Source organism: Pasteurellaceae bacterium RH1A, assembly GCA_012221805.1.
Taxonomy (GTDB): domain Bacteria; phylum Pseudomonadota; class Gammaproteobacteria; order Enterobacterales; family Pasteurellaceae; genus RH1A.
In genome coordinates this window covers 518,605-539,368 of the sequence record CP015195.1, presented here as the reverse complement: position 1 = coordinate 539,368, position 20,764 = coordinate 518,605, and the positions used below count along the sequence as shown (strand labels likewise).

The following is a 20,764-nucleotide window of genomic DNA, read 5'->3' as shown; positions in this document are numbered from 1 at the left end:
AGGGTTGGGCTTCCATTAAATATAAACTGTATGATTATACACTATATTTCGAGCTTTCTGGAAGCCCTAGCTCCGCTCCCAAACGGTTTTTTGTGAAAAGACGGTTTTATTTTCGGTGTGCTTGAGTTTGGTTAAATGCAAGGCCCAAATTTCTGTGCTGGCGAACTTGGCCAGTTTGGCAATGGGGTGCTTGGCGCTGTATAAGTCAAGGGCGGCTTGGCGGGCTGTTGGCTCTTCCAAACATTCGGCCAGGGCGGAAAATTGCAGGCCCGCAATCTCGCCAAATTTTTTGGGCTGGCCTGCGATGGTGCCGGCAATTTCGGGGTTGGCTAGCATATTTTGGGCGTGCAGGGTTTTCTTGGCGGTCATGATTAAAAGGCGCTGATTGGCTTCATCAAAAACATAAAAACAACTGGCTGCCCAAACTTGATGGTTGGCATAGGTGGCCAGGCTGACCACATGATGTTTATGCAAGAAATCTTGGATAAGGGCTGGGATGGGGTTCATAGGCTTCCTTGATGGCTTAAATTTGCACATTTTAGGCAGATTTTGCCCGCTTGTAACTCCTTAAAAAGAGTGAAAAAGAGGGTTATTTGTTGGCTGGCTTTTGGTAGAATAGGCACAATTTTTTTAATTAGAGCTAAAAGTATGGCAGAACGTAAATATTTCGGCACCGATGGTGTGCGTGGCAAGGTGGGTCAATACCCAATTACTCCAGATTTCGCCCTCAAATTGGGCTGGGCAGCAGGCAAGGTGCTAGCAACCCAAGGTTCGCAAAAGGTCTTAATTGGTAAGGACACTCGGATTTCAGGCTATATGCTTGAGTCTGCCCTTGAGGCAGGCTTGGCCGCCGCAGGCCTGTCGGTTGCCTTCACAGGCCCCATGCCAACCCCGGCTATTGCCTATTTAACCCGCACTTTCCGAGCTGAAGCCGGCATTGTGATTTCCGCCTCCCACAACCCTTATGATGACAACGGCATCAAGTTCTTCTCCTCAAATGGCGAAAAATTGCCTGATGAAGTGGAAGAGGCCATCGAGGCCATGCTGGATCAACCTATGGACTGCGTGGATTCGGCTAAACTTGGGATCGCCAGCCGGATTAACGATGCTGCCGGCCGTTATATCGAATTTTGTAAAAGCACCTTCCCTTCTGAACTCAGCCTTGAAGGCTATAAAATCGTAGTCGATTGCGCCCACGGGGCAACCTACCATATCGCACCAAATGTGATGCGGGAATTAGGGGCTGAGGTGATTGAAATCGGCACCAAGCCAAACGGCCTTAACATCAACGCAGGCGTGGGGGCAACCGACATCAAGGCCTTGCAGGAAAAGGTTGTCGAAGTGGGGGCAAATGTCGGCCTGGCCTATGATGGCGATGGCGACCGTTTGATTATGGTCGATCACCTGGGCAACAAGGTGGACGGCGACCAAATTATCTTTATCATTGCCCGTGAAGCCTTGCGTGCAGGAAAACTCAAGGGCGGTGTGGTCGGCACCCTGATGAGCAATATGCGTTTGGAACTGGCCCTCAAAGAGCTGGCCATTCCCTTTGCCCGTGCCAATGTGGGCGACCGCTATGTGCTAGAACAGCTTAAAGCCCGTGGCTGGAAGTTGGGTGCAGAAAACTCTGGCCATATCATTCTTTTGGATAAAAACACCACGGGCGATGGCATCGTGGCCTCGCTTGAGGTTTTAAGTGCTATGGTCAATTCCGGCTTGAGCCTACATGAGTTGGCTAAGGCCGTGACCCTCTTCCCGCAGGTCTTGCTTAACGTGCGTTTTGCCGGCGGGGCCAATCCGCTTGAGAGCGAAGAAGTCAAAGCACTGGCGGCCAGCGTAGAAGCACGCTTGGCAGGCAAGGGCCGGATTTTACTGCGTAAATCCGGCACCGAGCCACTTATTCGGGTCATGGTAGAGTGTGAAGATGCTGCCTTGGCCCAAAGTGCGGCAGAAGAGATTGTTGAGGCGGTTAAGCGCAATTAACATTCAAGAAGAAGCGCCGATGGCGCCAGCCTCCAGGCTGGTGCCAATATCTCAAAGCACCAGCCTAGAGGCTGGCGCTATCATAAGAGATTATTGGACACTTTAAAAAAGTGTCTATTTTTAGATAGACAAAGCAAACGTTTGCTTAAGCTAAGGAAGAAAAATGGATCAACTCGAAATGAAAAGACTAGCGGCCAAGGCTGCCCTAAAATATGTGGAAGAAGACAGCATTGTCGGCGTGGGCAGTGGCTCCACCGTGAACTGCTTTATTGAAGAACTGGGCAGCATGGCTGATAAAATTAAGGGGGCGGTTGCTGCCTCTAAAGAGTCTGAACGCCGCCTGCGTGATTTGGGTATTGAGGTCTTTGACGCCAACCAGGTTAGCCAGTTGGGCGTTTATATTGACGGGGCAGATGAAATCACCCCGCAAGGCTATATGATCAAGGGTGGCGGTGCAGCGCTGACCCGTGAAAAAATTGTGAGTTCACTGGCAAAAAAATTCATCTGCATTGTGGATTCCTCCAAGCAGGTGGATGTGTTAGGCTCTACTTTCGCCCTGCCTGTGGAAGTGATCCCAATGGCTCGCTCCTACGTTGCCCGCCAGCTGGTGGCCCTGGGCGGCTCGCCTGAATACCGTGAGGGTGTGGTGACCGACAACGGCAATGTTATCTTAGATGTGTATAATTTTAAGATTGTTGAACCGCTTGTTATAGAGCAAAAAATCAACAATATTGCAGGCGTGGTCACCAACGGCATCTTCGCCCAGCGTTTTGCCAATGTCACCATCGTGGGTACGCCAGATGGGGCGAAGATTATTGAGTAATCTCTTTTAACACATTGATGGCGCCAGCCTCCAGGCTGGTGCCTTATATATCAATGAGTTATCAGCACCAGCCTGGAGGCTGGCGCTATCCTTAGCATTCATCATAAAAAACACAAATACAGGAAACCCTATGACCAATAAAGTTTCATTAGATAAATCTAAAATCAAATTCCTTCTTGTTGAAGGCGTACACCAAAATGCCATTGATGTGCTCAAGGCTGCGGGCTACACCAACATCGAATTCCACAAGGGGGCCTTGGATGGCCAGGCCTTGTTGGATGCCATCAAGGATGCCCATTTTATCGGCATTCGCTCCCGCACCTTCTTAACCGAAGAAGTCCTGGCTCACGCCCAAAAACTTATCGCCATAGGCTGCTTCTGCATCGGCACCAACCAGGTGGATTTAGAGGCCGCCAAACGCCGGGGTATCCCTGTCTTTAACGCACCTTTCTCCAACACCCGCTCGGTTGCGGAATTGGTTTTAGGCGAGATTATCCTGCTTATGCGTCAAGTACCTAAGGCCAATGCGGAGGTTCACCGTGGCTTGTGGAACAAGTCTGCGGCCGGTTCCAACGAAGTACGGGGCAAGAATTTAGGCATTATCGGCTACGGCCATATTGGGATGCAGCTGGGGATTTTGGCCGAATCCATCGGCCTGAATGTCTATTTCTACGACATCGAAAACAAACTGCCCCTGGGCAATGCCCAACAGGTTGGCAGCCTAGACGAGCTTTTGGCCCTGTCAGATGCCGTTTCCCTGCATGTGCCTGAAAATGATTCCACTAAGAACCTAATGAGCGCCCAGCGCCTGGCCCAAATCAAGCACGGGGCCGTGGTTATCAATGCCGCCCGTGGCACGGTGATGGATTTAGATGCCTTGGCCGAAGCCATTGAGCAAGGCAACTTGCGTGGCGCGGCGGTGGACGTTTTCCCTGTGGAACCTGCCTCCATTGACGAGCCTTTTGTTTCCCCGCTCTGCAAGTTCGACAATGTGATTTTGACCCCGCATATCGGCGGCTCAACCTCTGAAGCTCAGGCCAATATCGGCACGGAAGTGGCCCAAAAATTTGTCAAATATTCTGACAACGGTTCCACCCTGTCTGCGGTCAATTTCCCAGAAGTGTCCCTGCCAATCCACACCCACACCAAACGCTTGCTGCACATCCACCACAACAAGCCAGGTATCCTTAACAAGATCAACCAGGTCTTTGTGGATGCCGATGTCAATATCGCCGCCCAGTTCCTACAAACCGATTCAGCCATTGGTTATGTGGTGATTGATGTGGAAGCCGAAAGCACCAAGGAAGCCTTGGAACGCCTCAAAGCCATTGATGGCACCATTCGGGCAAGGGTGCTTTATTAGTTTCTCTTCTTACCTATGATGGCGCCAGCCTCCAGGCTGGTGCCCTATCTATCAAGGACTTATCAGCACCAGCCTGGAGGCTGGCGCTATCTTGATAAACCAACAAGCGGCCAAAATTTGCAGTTTTTTTGCAAAATCACCCCGCTTGTGGCGGCCAATATTCCCCTGCTTCAGGCCAGGCCTCTACCCTGATGGCTTGGCCCTGATAGACAAATTCCAGCCGATAGGCGTGTAAATAGACCCTGTCGGCTTTTTTTCCACCGTATAAGTTATCACCCAAAATGGGGCTGCCTAGGCTTTTCATGGCTACTCTCAGTTGGTGGGTTTTGCCTGTTTGGGGCTTAAGTTCAAAGAGGCGGAGGTTGGGGGCAAGGGACTGGGAGCAAAAGCGGGTGATGGCCGGGTTTTCTTGGCTGTGACAAAGCTTCCAGGCCCCGTTGCGGGCCTTTTTCATATCGCCCACAATCTTGCCCTGTTTCTTCTTGGGCTTGCTGTCGGACAGGGCCAGATAGGTTTTTTGGATCTGATGGCTTTCAAATAAGCAACAAAAAGTACGAGCAGCCTCTTGGTTGAGGGCCAAAATCAGCAGGCCAGAAGTTACCTTGTCCAAACGGTGAACCAACCAGACCTGTTCTCGGCCTAGCGCTTGGGCGACAAGCTGGGTCAGGCCTTGATCTTGATCGTCCTTATGCACACTGAGGCCCGCAGGCTTGTTGAGGATGATAAAATCAGGGTGCTGAAAGCAGATCGTAAAAGTTTGGTTCATATTTTGCTATAATCAGGGAAGTTTCAATCATTTTAACAGGAAAATACCATGGCATTGCAGCTTTATTTAATTCGTCACGGCCGTACAGAATGGAACTTGGAAGGCCGGCTACAGGGCACGGGCGATTCGCCCTTGGTGGAAGAAGGGATCGAGGGTGCTAAACGCACAGGCCAGGCCCTGGCCGATATTCCTTTTGTGGCCTGCTATTCCAGCCTCATGAAGCGGGCCCAGGACACGGCTAACTACATTATTGGCGGGCGAGATATTCCCCATTTTCACCACAAGGGCCTGAACGAATTTCACTTTGGCCTGTGGGAGGGCAAGAAGTCAGTTGATTTGGTGGATCACCCTGAATACATTTTGTTCAAAACCCAACCTGCCCTTTATGAGGCCAAGGCCAGCCAGGGCCAGCGGGTGGAAGATCTCTACAAACAGGCGACCAAGGCCTTGGAGGAAATTATCCGCCTTCATCAACACCAAGAAAATGCCAATATTTTGATTGTTTCCCATGGCATGACCTTAACCCTGCTGACAGCCGTGCTGAAAGGCCTGCCTTGGCAGGATTTTCGGGATCCTGAACGCCATGCCTTTGTGGCCAACACGGCCATCAATGTAGCTCGGGTTGAGGCGGGGAAAATTGAGCTGGTGGCCTTTAATCAGCAAGATCATTTGGCCTAAGATCATTTAAACGGGTGGCAAACCGGGCCACTTGTTCCCAATCGGTATATTCCACTTCCTTGCTGGTATCTGTTTCCCCGCCGGTAATCTTCATAATAAAGCGGATCATAAAGCGGTCAAAGAAGCTGTAGCGGGGGTAGAAAAGGGCCCCTGCTATCACTTCCACTAAATCGGGCTTCCAGGCAATCCGAGCCAGAAGTTTACGGGTGTAAACATTGGTTTGAGGCGTGTTGCGGTTGGCCTTGCGGGCGGTGAGATTAACGCTAAAAAAGGCCGAGGGCTTGCTGTTTAAGACTTCGTGATATTGCTTGATAAAGGCCTCTAAAATAGGGTCGAAATGGCCATAGCGGATGGAAGCCCCGATCACAATCTGATCGGCACTTGCAAGTTTTTGGCCAAAATCAACCGCTTGTTCCCGCAGCGATAATACTTCGGTTTCATGGTCAATCTGCTGGCTTAAACGCTGGGCAATCTTGGCCGTTTGCCCATCACGGCTGAGGTATAAAATCAGGGTTTTCATGCTGCACTAAAATCTCTTTTGCGAATACCAAGGGCGGCCAGCGAACCAAAATAGGAAACAGCTGCCACCACAATTAACCAGATCAGCCAGTGGATCTTGCCCCACAGGCTCAAGCTGGCCCAGCCTGCCAAATCAGGCGAGAAATAAGACACCAGGGCCCCCATAAGGCAGGCGGCAATCAGGAGTTTGAGGACGAAAATGGCCGTTTTGCTAGTCACCACATAAACCTGCTCCTTGGCCAACTGGCGGTAGAGCAGGCTGGCATTGACCAGGGCTGACAGGGCTGAGGCCATGGCCAGGCCCAAATAGCCAAAGGGGATAGCCAGCACCCCAAAGCAGATATTGCTGATGGTGGCGATAATCCCGATCTTGACCGGGGTTTTGGTGTTTTGGCGGGCATAGAAGCCGTTGGCCAAAATGCTAATCAACATATAGGAATTGAGGCCAAAACACATAATAAAGAGGGCCTGGGCCGAGGCCACCACATCGGTCAGCTGGAATTTGCCCCGCATAAACATGGTCATGACCAGGGGTTCGGCCAGCACGGCAATGCCCACCATGGCTGGAATGCCTAGGAGTAGCACCATGCGTACGCCCCAGTCCATGGTTTGGCGGAAGTGGTTGGCTCGGGCTAGATCGTCTAAATCCTTCTGTTTGGCAATACGGGCCAAACTTGGCAGCACCACGGTTGAAATGGCAATGCCAAAGAGGCCGAGGGGGAATTCAATCAGGCGGTCGGCATAGTAGAGCCAGCTGATGGAGCCTGTGACCAGGAAAGAGGCAATAATCTGGTTAATCAGCAGGTTGAGCTGGGTGACTGACACACCAAAAAGGGCCGGGATCATGAGTTTCCGTACCTTGGCTACCCCCTCATCCCGCCAGGCCCATTGAGGCTTAACCAGCAACCCCTCTTTCTTCATAAAGGGAATTTGGAAGAGGAACTGAAGCAGGCCGCCCAAGAAAACACCCGCCGCTAGGGCCACATCCGGCGAGGACACATAGGGAGAGCCCCAAATGGCCACGGCAATGATGGCGACATTGAGTAGCACAGGCGAAAAGGCCATGACCCCGAATTTACCAATGGTATTAAGCACTGCCCCAGCCAGGGCCACAAAGGTGATAAACCATAGGTAGGGGAAGGTAATTTTAAGCAGGAAGGAGGCCTGTTCAAACTTCTGGGCATCGGGGCCGTCCTTGAGCCAGTCCACAAACCAACCCGTGCCAAAGAGGGCGGCCACAATGGGCGAACCGACTACCCCAATCAGGGTGACGATGGTCACTAAACCGCCCAGGGTGCCGGATACCTTGGCGATAAATTCCCGGGTCTTGTTGAGGTCGTTATCGGCATTGTATTCGGCCAAGACCGGCACAAAGGCCTTGGAAAAGGCCCCTTCGGCAAAGAGGCGGCGGAGGAAGTTGGGAATGCGGTTGGCAAATAAAAAGACATCGGCGGCAAAGCTGGTGCCCAAGAGCGTGGCCACCACCACATCCCGCACCAGGCCTAAAATACGAGAAACCAGGGTCAGGCCACTGACTAAGATCCCTGATTTTAAAAGTTTCTTACTCAAAACAAATCCTCATGGCAAAAATTAGCAGGAATTTTAGCAGTTTATGGTAGGAAAATCAGAAAAAAACTGCTAAAATCTGCCCCTATCTTTTTCGTCAAGAATTTTCTTGCGTGAAACGATGTTATTTTCAAGCCCGTGTCTCTTTGAAAATAAAAAACTTAACTATCGATAGCACATAAAAGTTTCTTTTATGTTTTTTTATTTCACATAGAATTTTTTAGGAGTTTGACCTTGGCTAATATCAAGTCAGCAAAAAAACGCGCGGTTCAATCTGAAAAACGCCGTCAACACAACGCAAGCCAACGCTCAATGATGCGTACTTACATCAAAAAAGTTTACGCAGCTGTAGCAAAAGGTGATAAGGCAGCAGCCCAAACTGCATTCGTTGAAATGCAAAAAGTGGTAGACCGTATGGCGTCTAAAGGTTTGATCCACGCAAACAAAGCAGCAAACCACAAATCTAAATTAGTAGCTCAAATCAAAAAATTAGCTGCCTAATTGTAAAAAACAAAAGAAAACCCACCGCTTGGTGGGTTTTTTTCTAGGCAATCAATCACTTAAATGCTCAAGCCCATACTGATAAAGAGCATTTTTCTTATAGCCAAAGGTTTCGGCCACAATGGTGGCGGCTTTTTTCAGGGGCAGGTCATTTGTTAAAAGTTGCAATAATTTAACCGCTTGTGGGCTGAAACCTTCCTCGTCTGTTTCAGGCTTGCCCTCCACCACTAAGACAATCTCGCCCTTGATGCGGTTGTGATCGGCCTTGAGCCAGTCAATTAAATTGCCCAATTCATCGCCGTGAATGGTTTCCCAGGTTTTGGTCAGCTCCCGGGCCATGACCACATAGCGATCTGCCCCTAGGGCGGTTTGCATATCCTCAAGGGTGTCTAAAATGCGGTGGGTGGACTCGTAAAAAATCAGGGTGCGAGGTTCGTTGGCCAAGTTGTTTAACTTGTCCAAACGGGCTTTTGTTTTGGCTGGCAAGAACCCTTCAAAGCAAAAGCGGTCTGAAGCTATACCCGAAGCACAAAGGGCGGTGATGGCCGCACAGGCACCAGGAATGGGTACCACCTTGAGGCCGGCCTGGCGGCAGTGGCGGACTAGGTGGAAGCCTGGGTCGCTGATAAGCGGGGTGCCGGCATCGGAAATCAAGGCAATATTTTGGCCAGCGGCTAACTTTTCCACCAAATGGGCTGCCCGCTGCTGTTCATTGTGATCGTGCAGGGCAAAAAAGGGCTTTTTCAGGCCGTAGTGGCTAAGTAAAAGGCCGCTGTGGCGGGTGTCTTCGGCGGCGATTAAATCCACTTGGGCCAGGGTGTCTAAGGCCCGTTGGCTCAGGTCAGCCAGGTTACCGATGGGGGTGGCCACGATGTATAATTTGCCTTGTTTGGTTGCATTTTGTCCGTTTATCATTGCTTTTCACTCTTGAGCTAAGTAAGATCGCTTAAATTTTCATTCTTCTGTTGAGGCGACTATGTTAAAAAATATGTCAAAGAATCCGTCTATTGTAGTACAAACTTCTCGTAAGTTGAAAACCGTTTTTCTCCCGTCTGCCCTGGCCTTGTTTTTATCTGCCTGTGTGGACACCTCCAGCTTCTTTAAAAATGAAATCACTGAGAGCCTCAAAAACGAGGCCTATGCTACCTCTGAGTTCTATGTTAATAAGGCCAATCAGGCGACCAAATTAGAAGATCAGCAAAGCTACCGTCTCTTAGCTATTCGTAAGCTCTTAGACGAAAACAAGCTGCAAGAAGCCCAGTTTATGTTTGAGGAACTCTCGCCAAACCTAGCAGAACTTCAGAAAAACCTAATCCAAAAGACCGAATATGATTTACTTTCCGCCCAATTAGCCGTGGCCAAAAAGCAGGTTAGCCGAGCAGAAGGCTTGCTCAAGCAGGTTAATCTGGCTCAACTTAGCCAGGCCCAACAGGCCCGTTTTTACCAAACCCAAGCCAAGTTGGCTGAACTCAAAAAAGATGTGATTGAGGCCGTGCGGGCCAGAAGTATGATGGATAATTTCCTGACTGACACCCGTGCTCGCCAGGAAAACAACGACCAAATTTGGGCCCTCTTGCGTAATGCCAACCGTGGTATGCTGGCCGGTACCCAACCTCGTGCAGGCGAAGTAGCCTTGGCAGGTTGGCTGGCTCTGATTAGCACTTACAATAATCACCTGTCCAACCCAGCTCAAATTCCTCAGGCCATCCAAACCTGGAAGGGCCAATACCCTAACCACAGTGCAGCCATTTTACTGCCAACTGAACTGCAAAACGCCTCTAGCTTCCAGCAGACCAATGTGAATTCCATGGCCCTGCTCCTGCCCCTCAGTGGCGATGGCAAGATCTTAAGTGACATCATCAAGCAAGGCTTTAACGATGCCAAGGGCGATGACAGCACAGCCATTCAGTTCTTTGATACTGACTCCGCCCCTGTGCCATCCCTGCTTGCCCAGGCCAAGCAACAAGGCGCACAAGCCATTGTTGGGCCACTCTTTAAGCCACGCATTGATGAAATGTTGGCCAGCCCAGAGGTCAATAACATCAATATCTTAGCCCTTAACTCCACCCCGAACGTGCGAGCCATTGCCCAAGTTTGCTACTATGGTCTTTCACCTGAAGCCGAAGCCAAGGCCGGGGCAGAGCGGATTTTCCAAGAAAACCGCAACCATGTGATTGTGATTGCCCCGAATGGTGATTTTGGCCAGCGTTCATCTGAAGCCTTTGCCAACCGCTGGCGCCAGCTAACCAATAACGATGCCGAAGTCCGCTTCTATAATGAAGCCTTTGAGGTGGTCACTCACCTGCAAAATGGTGGAGCCAAACAGGGAACAGCGGTCTATTTATTGGGCAATGCTAATCAGGTCTTAGAAGCCAAACAAACCCTGGATAATTCAGAATTAGCAGGCCAATTAGCCATTTACTCCTCCTCTCGCAGCCACTCGCCAAACAGCGGCATTGACTTCTTCACCACCATGGAAGGGGTCAAGTTCAGTGAAATCCCGCTCTTGGCTGACAAGGACTCAGAAACCTACCAAAAAGCTGAAAGCAATGCCCAGGGCGACTATTCCATGATGCGTCTCTATGCCATGGGATCGGACGCCTGGGCCTTGGCGCGCAACTTTAACGAGTTCCGCCAAATTCCAGGCTATAAGGTATCTGGCCTCACGGGTATCCTGACCGCAGGCACCAACTGCAATATTGAGCGTACCATGACCTGGTTGGAATATCGTGGTGGTTCAGTCCAGGTTGCCCCTTAATGCGTAGTCAGGGGGCGGTTTTTGAGGCCAAGGCTCGCCAGTTTTTAGAAGCTCAAGGCCTGCGTTTTGTGGCTGCTAATCAAACTTTTAAGTGTGGCGAGCTAGATCTCATCATGCAGGCTGGCCGCACCTGGGTCTTTGTTGAGGTACGCCAGCGTAAGTCGGCCCGCTTTGGTTCGGCCGTGGAAAGCATCAGTTATGCCAAGCAGCAGAAGTGGCTTAAGGCGGCTAACCTCTGGTTGGCCCGCCAGCAACAAAGCCTGGATACAGCCGATTGCCGTTTTGATGTGGTGGCTTTTGATGGTGATAAGCCGCCTGTTTGGATTCCTAATTTTTTAGGCTAATTACGTTACTTTGATGGCCTTGATGGCACTTTGATGGCGCCAGCCTCCAGGCTGGTGCCTTTATCAAGGCCTTTATATCAAGCACCAGCCTGGAGGCTGGCGCTATCGTTGCCAATTATCAACAGCCCTTAGCTAAATTTGCAAATTTCCCCAAAAATTCAACCGCTTGTATGTTAGAAAAAATCCAAAACCGCTTTGCCGAGAGCATTCAAATTCAAATTGCCTCCGCAGAAATGCTGCCCAAGTCCCTAAGCCAGGCGGCCGAAAAAATGGTGGCCTGCCTCTTGGGGGGCAATAAGATCCTGGTTTGTGGGCATGGCCGTTCCTATGCCAATGCCCAGCTCTTGGTCAGCCACTTGGCCTACCGATACGATCTGGCCCGCCCAAGTTTTGCAGCTATCTTGCTCAACTTTGATGGGGTCTTGGCCACCAGTGTAGTACAAGACGGCCTCTCTGATGAGCTGCATGCCATCTATAAAAAACAGCTCCAGGCTGTGGCCAAAACTGGCGATCTGCTGGTGGTTTTTTCCCCCTTCGGCAATGAAGAGGCCGTACTCAGCACCCTACATGCCGCCGTGGATGAAGAATTGGGCGTGCTTGCCTTTACCAGTAGCCATAATGATCACACCTCAGGCCTGCTTCGGGAGGGCGATATTGAAATTGCCATTCCCTCTAGTAGTGAGATGCGGATCATCGAAGGCCACCAATTTAGCTTAAATTTACTATGCGAATTGGTCGATCATCTGCTATTCTCCCAATAATTTCGGCTTACTTACCACCAAGAGGAAGAAACCATGTTAAAGAAAATGATCCTAGTGCTTAGCCTAGTTGCCCTCCAGGGCTGTATTACTACGGCCGTTGTGACCACTGCCGCCGTGGCCACCAAGGTTGCGACCGACCCACGTTCGGCTGGCCGTCAGATTGATGATGAAACCCTGGAAGAAAAGGTTTCCTTCAACCTGGGTAAGGATGCGGAACTCAGCCAGTCTGGCCGTATCAATGTAGTGGCTTATAATGGCAATGTGCTCTTGATTGGCCAGGTGCCAAGCGAGGGAGCCAAAGAAAGTGCGCGCAATATCGCCGCAGGCGTGGAAGGGGTCAATAATGTCTATAACGAAATTCGTATTGGCCAGCCCATTGGCTTTGCCCAAATCAGCAAGGACAGTTGGATAACTACTCAAGCCAAGTCCAAGCTGCTTATCAGCAGTGAAGTCAAAACCACTGATGTTAAGGTGATCACCGAGAATGGCGAGGTCTTCCTCATGGGCAATGTCACCCGCACGGCTGCGGAAGCTGCCTCCAACAATGTGCGTAACATTAGCGGCGTAACCCGTGTTATCACGGCCTTCTCCTATATTCAATAGGGTTTAGCGTGATCGAAGCAGACAGAATTATCAGTGGCACAGCTAAGCGGGAAGATGAAGCCATCGACCGAGCCATCCGCCCCAAAATGCTGGCCGACTATGTGGGCCAGCCCTCCGTGCGGGAGCAAATGGCTATCTTTATCGAGGCTGCCCGCAAGCGTCAGGACGCTCTGGATCATCTCCTCATCTTCGGCCCGCCAGGCCTGGGCAAAACTACCTTGGCCAATATCGTGGCCAATGAAATGGGGGTCAATATCCGCACCACCTCCGGCCCTGTGCTAGAGAAAGCGGGCGACCTGGCGGCCATGCTGACCAATCTTGAACCTTACGATGTGCTCTTTATTGATGAGATCCACCGCCTCTCACCGGCCATTGAAGAAGTGCTTTACCCCGCCATGGAAGACTACCAGCTGGATATTATGATCGGTGAAGGCCCAGCGGCCCGCTCCATCAAGCTGGATCTGCCACCCTTTACCCTGATCGGGGCCACCACCCGTGTAGGATCCCTGACCTCGCCACTGCGAGATCGGTTCGGTATTGTCCAACGCCTGGAATTTTATTCGGTGGCCGACCTGACCTCCATCGTCAGCCGCAGTGCCGCCTGCTTGGGGCTAGAACTTTCGCCAGAAGGGGCCAATGAAATCGCCCGCCGCTCCCGTGGCACGCCCCGCATTGCCAACCGCCTCCTGCGCCGGGTGCGGGACTATGCCGATGTGCGTAATAACGGCGTGATTTCCTCCGCCATCGCCCAAGCTGCCCTGACCATGCTAGATGTTGATCACGAAGGTTTTGACTTTATGGACAGAAAACTGCTCTTGGCCGTGATTGAACGCTTTGACGGCGGCCCGGTCGGCCTAGACAATCTGGCCGCTGCCATTGGGGAAGAACGGGATACCATTGAAGATGTGTTGGAGCCTTATCTTATCCAACAAGGCTTCCTACAACGCACCCCTCGGGGCCGAATTGCCACCAGCCGAACCTATGGGCATTTTGGCCTGGTACAAGCGGATTAAAATGCCTGAAAATTTGCAAAAGGAAAATATATGAACAAAATTTGCCTTATCACTGGCTCCACCCTGGGCGGTGCCGAATATGTGGCCGATCACCTGGTTGAAGTCTTAGGCCAACAGGGCTTTGAAACCGAACTCCACAACAATGCCAGCCTGGCGGACATTGACCCGCAAACTCCGTTGATTGTGGTTAGCTCCACCCATGGCGCGGGCGAGCTGCCTGATAATATCCAGCCCCTCTTTGCTCAAATTGAACAAGGCGAGCTAGACTTCTCTGCCCTCAAATTTGGCGTGGTGGGCCTGGGCAGTTCGGACTACGACACCTTCTGCAATGCGGTCAATATCATCGAACAAACCCTCCAAGCCAAGGGGGCGACCTTGGTTTGCCCATCCTGCCGCATTGATGTAGTCAATAATTTCGACAACGATGCGACAGCTGAAGAATGGCTGCCGAATTTTCTGGCCAACTTGTAGAAACAAAAAATCCCAGCCTGTGCTGGGATTTTGAATATCTAACCTGCCTTTTTCTTCAAGATGGTATAAAGCTCATCTTTCAAGTGTAATTTTTCTTTCTTTAAGACCTCAACCTCGGTTGGAGTGGCAAGCTCCAGGTTGGCTTCCATATTTTTAATGCGTTGATCAAGCTCGTTGTGTTTATCAAACAAACGGGCAAAATGCGCATCTTCGGTTTTTAGTTCAGTAATTAAATCACGAAATTCTGGGAACATACCTTACTCCTTACTGCTAATGAATGATTGACCCATCCTACCACGTTCAGGTTTTTCTGCCTGAACTTCTTGCCAAAAGTTTGAAGTCGCTCACAAAATTTTTTGTAAATTTGTTTCCAATTTCTACCGCTTGTGGGGCTGATGCTATTTATATTAAAAATTTTCATTTAAAGATGAATCTTTATGCACCGTTTTTCTGAAAAAAGGGCTATCTATCGGGCCGAAAAATGCGTAAAATGCAGGGGTTTTTCTTTTACGCAAACGATTACTTATGAAGGAGTTTCCATGTTAAGACGTGACATGAACATCAAAGATTTCGATCCTGTTTTGTGGCAGGCCATTCAAGACGAAAACCGTCGCCAAGAAGAGCATATTGAGCTTATCGCCTCTGAAAACTATGCCAGCCCACGTGTGATGGAAGCCCAGGGCTCTCAACTCACCAATAAATATGCCGAAGGCTACCCAGGCAAGCGTTACTATGGTGGTTGTGAATATGCCGACATCGTTGAGCAATTAGCCATCGACCGTGCCAAAGAATTATTCGGTGCCGACTACGCCAATGTGCAGCCGCACTCAGGCTCTCAAGCTAATGCAGCCGTGTATATGGCCCTACTTCAACCACACGATACCATTTTAGGCATGAGCCTGGCCCACGGCGGCCACTTAACCCACGGAGCATCGGTCAGCTTCTCAGGCAAGATCTATAATGCGGTGCAATACGGTATCACGGCTGAAGGCTTTATTGACTATGAAGACGTGCGTCAAAAAGCCCTTGAGTGCAAGCCAAAAATGATCGTGGCAGGCTTCTCGGCCTATTCACAAGTGGTGGATTGGGCCAAAATGCGTGAAATCGCAGACGAAGTCGGTGCTTATCTCTTCGTTGATATGGCCCACGTTGCAGGCTTGATTGCCGCAGGCGTTTACCCAAGCCCAGTGCCACACGCCCACATCGTGACCACAACTACCCACAAAACCCTTGCAGGCCCACGTGGTGGTTTGATCTTGTCTAATGCCAAAGACGAAGAACTCTACAAAAAACTCCAAAGTGCCGTTTTCCCAGCCGGCCAAGGCGGCCCATTGGTGCATGTGATTGCTGCCAAAGCCGTTTGCTTTAAAGAAGCCCTCGAGCCAGAGTACAAGGTTTATCAACAACAAGTGGTCAAAAACGCCAAGGCCATGGTTAAGGTCTTTAACGAGCGTGGCTACAATGTGGTGTCTAAAGGCACTGAAAACCACCTCTTCTTGGTGGACTTGGTCAGCCACGGTTTAACGGGTAAGGCTGCTGATGCTGCCCTAGGCCGTGCCAATATCACCGTAAACAAAAATGCCGTGCCAAACGACCCACAAAAACCGTTCATTACGTCAGGCATCCGTGTTGGCACCCCATCCGTCACCCGCCGTGGCTTTAAGGAAGCAGAAGTGGAGCAGCTTGCAGGCTGGATGTGTGATGTGTTAGACAGCATCAACAAGGACAACCACGAAGAAGTGATCGCCGCCACCAAGGCCAAGGTCTTAGACATCTGCGCTCGCTTGCCAGTTTATCCATAAGTCTTGGAACCAAGCTAAAAACAAAGGCCTTGAGAAAACTCAAGGCCTTTTTCTTTTTCGACTTTTGCAACTTATGCCACAAAACCCACCGCTTGATAAACCGCTTTTAGGGTTTCTTGAGCCTTGGCACGAGCCTTGGCCGCCCCGTCACGGAAGATCTGTTCAAGCAGGGCTTCGTTGTTGCGGTAGTGGTGATAACGTTCTTGGAGTTGGGTAAGAAGGGCAGACACCTCATCGGCCACGGCAGTTTTAAGGTGGCCGTACATCTTGCCCTCAAATTCAGCTTCAAGCTCGGCAATGGACTTGCCTGTTACGCTGGCTAGAATATCCAAGAGGTTGGACACGCCGGCCTTGTTTTGCACATCGTATTTGACCACAGGCGGTTCATCGCCGTCTGTCATGGCCCGCTTGATCTTCTTGGCCACCGATTTTGGATCTTCTAAGAGGCCAATCACATTATTGCGGTTGTCGTCCGACTTGGACATCTTCTTGGTTGGCTCAAGCAGGGACATCACCCTTGCGCCAGTCTTGGCGATAAAGACTTCAGGTACAGCGAAAATCGGTGAGACCACATTGCCATCCGCATCTTTTTGGCCGTAGAGGGCGTTGAAGCGGTTGGCAATATCACGGGTGATTTCAAGGTGCTGTTTTTGGTCATCGCCCACTGGCACTTGGTTGGCCTGGTAGAGCAGAATATCGGCCGCCATCAAGACTGGGTAGGTGAAAAGGCCCACGTTTACGTTTTCTTCATAACGGGCAGACTTATCCTTAAACTGGGTCATGCGGCCCATTTCGCCGAAGTAGGTGTAGCAGTTGAGCACCCAGGCCAGTTGAGTGTGTTCAGGTACATGGGATTGGATGAAGATGGTGCTTTTGTTGGGGTCAATCCCGCAGGCCAAGTAGAGGGCCAGCACATCTAGGCTGGCCTTACGCAGGGCTTCAGGGTCTTGACGCACGGTGATGGCGTGGAGATCGACAATGCAGTAAAGGCAGTCGTAATCGTCCTGCATCTTGGCCCACTGGCGCAGGGCACCCAGGTAGTTGCCCAAGGTCAATTCGCCCGATGGCTGCACGCCACTAAATACAATCGGTTTGCTCATAATAATTCCTTTGAAAATAAGACGTGGGCCTATTTTACAACAAGGTTGGCGTTTTTGTTGGGAAAATATGAGAAAATAGACCAAAAAAGGAGACCCTATGCTGACATTAAGACTCTATGAGGCCCAATATCAGGCTGATTTAAACTACGATTTAGATGAAGAACAAGCCCAATTCACCACCCTGCCCAAGCACTGGTTTGACGACCAATCAGGGGCCATGAGGGTAGTGATTTTAGCGGGGGAACAGGCGATTGGTTTCTTTATCTTAGACCAAGGGCAGGATAAATTTGACTACACGGATGATCCCAATGCCGTATTGCTCCGCTCCCTTTCCATCAACCCCGCTTATCAGGGCCGTGGTTATGCTAAGGCTGTGATGGCACATGCCTCCTTGGCCAATTTTTGCCGCCAACATTTGCCGATGGCAAAGAGTATCGTGTTTGGGGTCAATCACAAAAACACCCATGCCCAAGCAGTTTATGAAGCCGCAGGCTATACCAAACTTGAGCGGACTTATATGGGGATAAAGGGTTTGCAGTATGTTTATTGGGCATCGTTAGGCTAAATAGTACGGTAAATCACACTCTACAAGCGGCCAAATTGAGAAAGTTTTTTGCAAATTCTCTGCCCAATTTAGCTGCTTCTTATCCCTAAATCTCCTCCAAATTCACGCCCCTGGTTTCTTCCACCTGCCAAAGTGCCCAAAAGCTCAAAAGTGAAGCCACCGACAAATAGCCGCCCACGCCCAAAAGCCCCCAATGCTCGTTGATCCTAACCGCAATAATGGTAAAGACGCTGGCGCCTAAAATGCCAGCCGTGGTATAGGCCAAAGAAGCACCGGTGTAGCGAACCTCGGTTGGGAAAAGTTCAGGCAGGATCACAGCCATAGGGCCGAAGCTCAGGCCAATCAGGATCATACCGATGGTTAAAAAGAGAAAAATGGACAGGGGTGTGCCGTTCAGTAAAAAAAGGGGCATAGACAGGCCGTAAAGTACGGTTAAGCCCGTGGCGATAAGCAGGAGCTTGCGGCGACCGATTTTGTCTGACCCGTAGCCTGACAGGGCGATGGCCAGGCCGAAGATGACCGAGGTAATGAGTAAATAACCCGTGTAGAGATTGGCGGGCAGGCCTAGGCCGGTTGGGTGGCCTTGGGCCGAGAGGGCGGCTGGGCTTTTGACGAAAATGGGGGTAAAGGCCACTAAAATGTAAAAAAGCACATAGCCTGCGGTGGCAATCAAGACACCCAGTACAAAGGGCTTGAAGTGCTGGGTCAGCAGGGTTTTGAGCGGGGTGTGGCGGTTCTTGCCCTTTTCTTGGGCTTTGAGGAAAACCGGGCTTTCGCTGATTTTCAGGCGAATATAGAGGCCGATGGCAATCATCACGATAGAAGCCAAAAAGGGGATACGCCAGGCCCAGTCTAAAAAGGCCTGCTCGCCAAAAAGGGTGGACACAGCAAAAAAGGATCCGTTGGCCAGAAGCAGGCCAATAGGCGCACCCAGTTGCGGAAAAATGCCGTACCAGGCCCGCTTGTGGGCGGGGGCGTGTTCGGTTGCCACCAAGGCGGCTCCGCCCCATTCGCCACCCAGACCTAGGCCCTGGCCAATTCGGCAGAGGCAGAGCAAGGCGGTTGCCCAAATACCGATGGAGGCATAGGTGGGCAGGAGGCCGATGGCGACGGTCGAAAAGCCCATCAAGAGCAGGGAGGCAATCAGGGTCTGCTTGCGGCCGAACCTATCGCCAAAATGGCCGAAGAGAATGGCGCCCATAGGCCGAGTGAAAAAGGCCAGGGCCAGCACCGACAGGGACATCAGTTGGTTGGAAACGGGATCTTGGCTGTTGAAAAACTGAAGGTTAAAGACCAAGACCGTTGCCATGGTGTAGATATAGTTATCAAAATACTCAATGGCCGTGCCGACCATGGATGCAGTGGCCACTTTTGCAGGCGAAAGATTAGACATAATTCACCCTGGCCAAGGCCTCAACGGCTTCTGGGGTTAGGCCGGCCAGCTCATCCAGCAGGCAGATCATAAACTGGCTGTGTTGGTAGGCTTGCAGGCCTTGGGCGGCTAACTCTCCAGCCACGGCATAGGCTGTGCAAGCCTCGATTAAAGCGGCCAAATAATCCCCTTTTTCTGCAACTGCCAAAAAAGCCCCACAGACGGCACTAAGCAGGCAGCCCGAAGCGGTGATTTTAGGGAAAAGGGGCGTGCCGTTATGCAGGCTGACGGTTTGTTTTCCATCACTTAGCCAATCAGTTTCCCCGCTGATGACTGCAATGGTTTGGTATTTGCGAGCCACGGTTTGGGCAATGCTGGCCAAATCTGCTGAACCCTGGCCTGCATCTACCCCCTTGGCCTGCCAATCAGCCCCCGCTAAGACGGCCAATTCCCCCGCATTGCCCCGAATGGCACTAAATTGCACATCTTTTAAGAGGGCTTCCACCGTGGCACGGCGAAAGCTAGTTGCCCCCACGCCGACAGGATCCAGCACTACAGGCAAGCCTAGGCGATTAGCCGTTTGGCCAGCCAAACGCATAGCCGCCAAGTCCTTGCCCATAAGGGTGCCGATGTTAATGACCACCGCCTGGCTCAGCGCAGGCACTTCCTCCATTTCCTCCACACAGGCCGACATAATGGGAGAAGCCCCCAAAGCCAGCAGGCCATTGGCCGAAAAATTGGCGGCTACAATGTTGGTTAGGTTATGCACAAGCGGGTTGGTTTGGCGGATTTTTTGCAAAAATTGGACTTTCATCGGGCTACTCGCTTAGGTCCAAGCCCATCTGCCAAAAGGCCGCTTCCATACGAGTGGCGGTGTTAAAAATAGTCTGGATTTTGGCCAGCTGTTGCTCGCTCAAGCCTTGGCAGAGCTGGTCTAAAAAGGCCTCTAATTCTGCCACGCCCGCCTGAAATTCAGGGCTGGCATAGGTGTCGATCCAGGCTTGATAGGGATTATTCTCCACGCCAGTTTGAGCCAAACGTTTACCGATATGGGCATAGCCAATGGCACAAGGGGCGATGGCGGCATAGAGTTCGGCCAGGCTGCCGTTGGCACCGCAGTCTAGGACATAGCGGGTGTAGGCCACACAGGCAGCCGATTCAGGCAGGGCCTGCAATTCGCTCTCGGAAATCCCCCACTGCTTACAGAAGGCAATATGGAGCTGGACTTCGGATAAAATCACCTCCAAGGCCCGGCGGGAATAGTCCATTTGGGCGAAGTTTTCGGCCTTGTAAATAGCCAGGGCAAGGGCACGGGAATAGTGAAAGAGATAGAGGTAGTCCTGCTTGAGATAGTGTTGAAAACAGGCCTTGGGCAAGGTGCCGGCGCCTAATTGGCGGACAAATTCGTGCTGGGTATAGGCCTGCCAGAAGGGGGCGGCATGTTGGATAAGTTGAGTGCTGATGGTCATCGTCATTTCCTCATTGGGTTGAAAAGTCGAGCCAACACAAACGAAAAAGAGGAAATAGCGGCAGTTTGGGCTATTTTTTAGTTCCCTACGTCAGTGCTAACTGTATCAGGTTCACGGGTATTTCTCAGCTTGCAGGCAAGCACCCCGACTAAAAGTTGAACTACTATAAACTTTGTCAGCAAAAATGTAAAGATTGTGGTTTGTCAATAGCTGGGTTAGCCACTGCAAAATGTGACCTAAGTCACATTGTTTATGCTTATTTATTGCATAAACAATGAAAAACTTTACAATGGACCTGTTTTTCAAC

23 protein-coding genes and 1 other annotated feature are annotated in these 20,764 nt (G+C 50.9%); of the genes, 13 read left to right on the top strand and 10 right to left on the bottom strand.

Annotated features, from left to right (window positions below; translation table 11 throughout):
* Positions 1 to 66 precede the first annotated feature (66 nt).
* The gene (locus A4G20_02665) at positions 67 to 507 is read right to left on the bottom strand and encodes a hypothetical protein (GenBank protein ID QIW15314.1); all 441 of its coding nucleotides are present in this window, start codon (positions 505 to 507) and stop codon (positions 67 to 69) included.
* A 141-nt stretch (positions 508 to 648) separates the two neighbouring features.
* On the opposite strand from A4G20_02665, the gene A4G20_02660 reads away from it, so the two are divergent.
* The 3 genes from A4G20_02660 (at position 649) to A4G20_02650 (ending at position 4,169) form a co-directional block, all read left to right on the top strand.
* Positions 649 to 1,983, top strand: a complete 1,335-nt coding sequence (locus tag A4G20_02660; protein QIW15313.1) for a phosphoglucosamine mutase — start codon at positions 649 to 651, stop codon at positions 1,981 to 1,983.
* A 163-nt stretch (positions 1,984 to 2,146) separates the two neighbouring features.
* Positions 2,147 to 2,806 (top strand): ribose 5-phosphate isomerase A, encoded by a 660-nt coding sequence (locus A4G20_02655; GenBank protein QIW15312.1) that lies wholly within the window; start codon positions 2,147 to 2,149, stop codon positions 2,804 to 2,806.
* A gap of 130 nt (positions 2,807 to 2,936) precedes the next feature.
* Positions 2,937 to 4,169 carry a D-3-phosphoglycerate dehydrogenase gene (locus A4G20_02650; protein ID QIW15311.1) on the top strand — a complete coding sequence of 411 codons (1,233 nt, stop codon included), beginning with the start codon at positions 2,937 to 2,939 and terminating at the stop codon, positions 4,167 to 4,169.
* A gap of 136 nt (positions 4,170 to 4,305) precedes the next feature.
* Here A4G20_02650 and A4G20_02645 read toward each other — a convergent pair whose 3' ends face one another.
* Positions 4,306 to 4,935: an RNA pseudouridine synthase gene (locus A4G20_02645; protein QIW15310.1), complete on the bottom strand. Its 630-nt coding sequence runs from the start codon at positions 4,933 to 4,935 to the stop codon at positions 4,306 to 4,308.
* A 48-nt stretch (positions 4,936 to 4,983) separates the two neighbouring features.
* On the opposite strand from A4G20_02645, the gene A4G20_02640 reads away from it, so the two are divergent.
* Positions 4,984 to 5,613 carry a phosphoglycerate mutase gene (locus tag A4G20_02640; GenBank protein ID QIW15309.1) on the top strand — a complete coding sequence of 210 codons (630 nt, stop codon included), beginning with the start codon at positions 4,984 to 4,986 and terminating at the stop codon, positions 5,611 to 5,613.
* Here A4G20_02640 and A4G20_02635 read toward each other — a convergent pair.
* Both A4G20_02635 and A4G20_02630 read right to left on the bottom strand, forming a co-directional pair.
* On the bottom strand, positions 5,588 to 6,133 hold the full coding sequence (locus A4G20_02635; protein QIW15308.1) for a protoporphyrinogen oxidase: 546 nt from the start codon (positions 6,131 to 6,133) through the stop codon (positions 5,588 to 5,590). The two genes, A4G20_02640 and A4G20_02635, sit on opposite strands and share 26 nt — an antisense overlap.
* Positions 6,130 to 7,701: a murein biosynthesis integral membrane protein MurJ gene (locus A4G20_02630; protein ID QIW15307.1), complete on the bottom strand. Its 1,572-nt coding sequence runs from the start codon at positions 7,699 to 7,701 to the stop codon at positions 6,130 to 6,132. Before A4G20_02630 ends, A4G20_02635 begins: the two co-directional genes overlap by 4 nt.
* Positions 7,702 to 7,932: 231 nt before the next feature.
* On the opposite strand from A4G20_02630, the gene A4G20_02625 reads away from it, so the two are divergent.
* A complete protein-coding gene (locus A4G20_02625) occupies positions 7,933 to 8,199 on the top strand; it encodes a 30S ribosomal protein S20 (GenBank protein QIW15306.1) in 267 nt (88 codons plus the stop codon).
* Between the two features lie 51 nt (positions 8,200 to 8,250).
* On the opposite strand, the gene A4G20_02620 is transcribed toward A4G20_02625, so the two are convergent.
* Positions 8,251 to 9,114: a 16S rRNA (cytidine(1402)-2'-O)-methyltransferase gene (locus tag A4G20_02620; protein QIW15305.1), complete on the bottom strand. Its 864-nt coding sequence runs from the start codon at positions 9,112 to 9,114 to the stop codon at positions 8,251 to 8,253.
* 73 nt (positions 9,115 to 9,187) lie between these two features.
* Here A4G20_02620 and A4G20_02615 point away from each other — a divergent pair, with 73 nt between their 5' ends.
* From A4G20_02615 to A4G20_02590, 6 genes are all read left to right on the top strand, one after another.
* A complete protein-coding gene (locus A4G20_02615) occupies positions 9,188 to 10,957 on the top strand; it encodes a penicillin-binding protein (protein ID QIW16835.1) in 1,770 nt (589 codons plus the stop codon).
* Complete coding sequence (locus A4G20_02610) at positions 10,957 to 11,301, top strand: YraN family protein (protein ID QIW15304.1); 345 nt, start codon at positions 10,957 to 10,959, stop codon at positions 11,299 to 11,301. Before A4G20_02615 ends, A4G20_02610 begins: the two co-directional genes overlap by 1 nt.
* 170 nt (positions 11,302 to 11,471) lie before the next feature.
* Positions 11,472 to 12,062 (top strand): SIS domain-containing protein, encoded by a 591-nt coding sequence (locus tag A4G20_02605; GenBank protein QIW15303.1) that lies wholly within the window; start codon positions 11,472 to 11,474, stop codon positions 12,060 to 12,062.
* A 33-nt stretch (positions 12,063 to 12,095) separates the two neighbouring features.
* Positions 12,096 to 12,665: an osmotically-inducible protein OsmY gene (locus A4G20_02600; GenBank protein QIW15302.1), complete on the top strand. Its 570-nt coding sequence runs from the start codon at positions 12,096 to 12,098 to the stop codon at positions 12,663 to 12,665.
* An 8-nt stretch (positions 12,666 to 12,673) separates the two neighbouring features.
* Positions 12,674 to 13,678 (top strand): Holliday junction DNA helicase RuvB, encoded by a 1,005-nt coding sequence (locus A4G20_02595; protein ID QIW15301.1) that lies wholly within the window; start codon positions 12,674 to 12,676, stop codon positions 13,676 to 13,678.
* 30 nt (positions 13,679 to 13,708) lie between these two features.
* Positions 13,709 to 14,149 (top strand): FMN-binding protein MioC, encoded by a 441-nt coding sequence (locus A4G20_02590; GenBank protein QIW15300.1) that lies wholly within the window; start codon positions 13,709 to 13,711, stop codon positions 14,147 to 14,149.
* 38 nt (positions 14,150 to 14,187) lie between these two features.
* On the opposite strand, the gene A4G20_02585 is transcribed toward A4G20_02590, so the two are convergent.
* Positions 14,188 to 14,403: a hypothetical protein gene (locus A4G20_02585; GenBank protein ID QIW15299.1), complete on the bottom strand. Its 216-nt coding sequence runs from the start codon at positions 14,401 to 14,403 to the stop codon at positions 14,188 to 14,190.
* A gap of 285 nt (positions 14,404 to 14,688) precedes the next feature.
* Here A4G20_02585 and glyA point away from each other — a divergent pair, with 285 nt between their 5' ends.
* Positions 14,689 to 15,951, top strand: a complete 1,263-nt coding sequence (gene glyA, locus A4G20_02580) for a serine hydroxymethyltransferase (protein ID QIW15298.1) — start codon at positions 14,689 to 14,691, stop codon at positions 15,949 to 15,951.
* A 71-nt stretch (positions 15,952 to 16,022) separates the two neighbouring features.
* On the opposite strand, the gene A4G20_02575 is transcribed toward glyA, so the two are convergent.
* Positions 16,023 to 17,051 (bottom strand): tryptophan--tRNA ligase, encoded by a 1,029-nt coding sequence (locus tag A4G20_02575; protein ID QIW15297.1) that lies wholly within the window; start codon positions 17,049 to 17,051, stop codon positions 16,023 to 16,025.
* Between the two features lie 97 nt (positions 17,052 to 17,148).
* Here A4G20_02575 and A4G20_02570 point away from each other — a divergent pair, with 97 nt between their 5' ends.
* The gene (locus A4G20_02570; GenBank protein ID QIW15296.1) at positions 17,149 to 17,616 is read left to right on the top strand and encodes a hypothetical protein; all 468 of its coding nucleotides are present in this window, start codon (positions 17,149 to 17,151) and stop codon (positions 17,614 to 17,616) included.
* 85 nt (positions 17,617 to 17,701) lie between these two features.
* On the opposite strand, the gene A4G20_02565 is transcribed toward A4G20_02570, so the two are convergent.
* The 3 genes from A4G20_02565 to A4G20_02555 are packed head-to-tail and all read right to left on the bottom strand — an operon-like array spanning position 17,702 to position 20,457.
* A complete protein-coding gene (locus A4G20_02565; protein QIW15295.1) occupies positions 17,702 to 19,009 on the bottom strand; it encodes a transporter in 1,308 nt (435 codons plus the stop codon).
* Entirely contained in the window at positions 19,002 to 19,802 is an 801-nt protein-coding gene (locus A4G20_02560; GenBank protein QIW15294.1) for a hydroxyethylthiazole kinase, read from the bottom strand. The genes A4G20_02565 and A4G20_02560 overlap by 8 nt, the downstream gene beginning before the upstream one ends.
* 4 nt (positions 19,803 to 19,806) lie before the next feature.
* Positions 19,807 to 20,457 (bottom strand): thiaminase II, encoded by a 651-nt coding sequence (locus A4G20_02555; protein QIW15293.1) that lies wholly within the window; start codon positions 20,455 to 20,457, stop codon positions 19,807 to 19,809.
* A gap of 65 nt (positions 20,458 to 20,522) precedes the next feature.
* Positions 20,523 to 20,614: a binding site (TPP riboswitch), on the bottom strand.
* Positions 20,615 to 20,764: the final 150 nt, after the last annotated feature.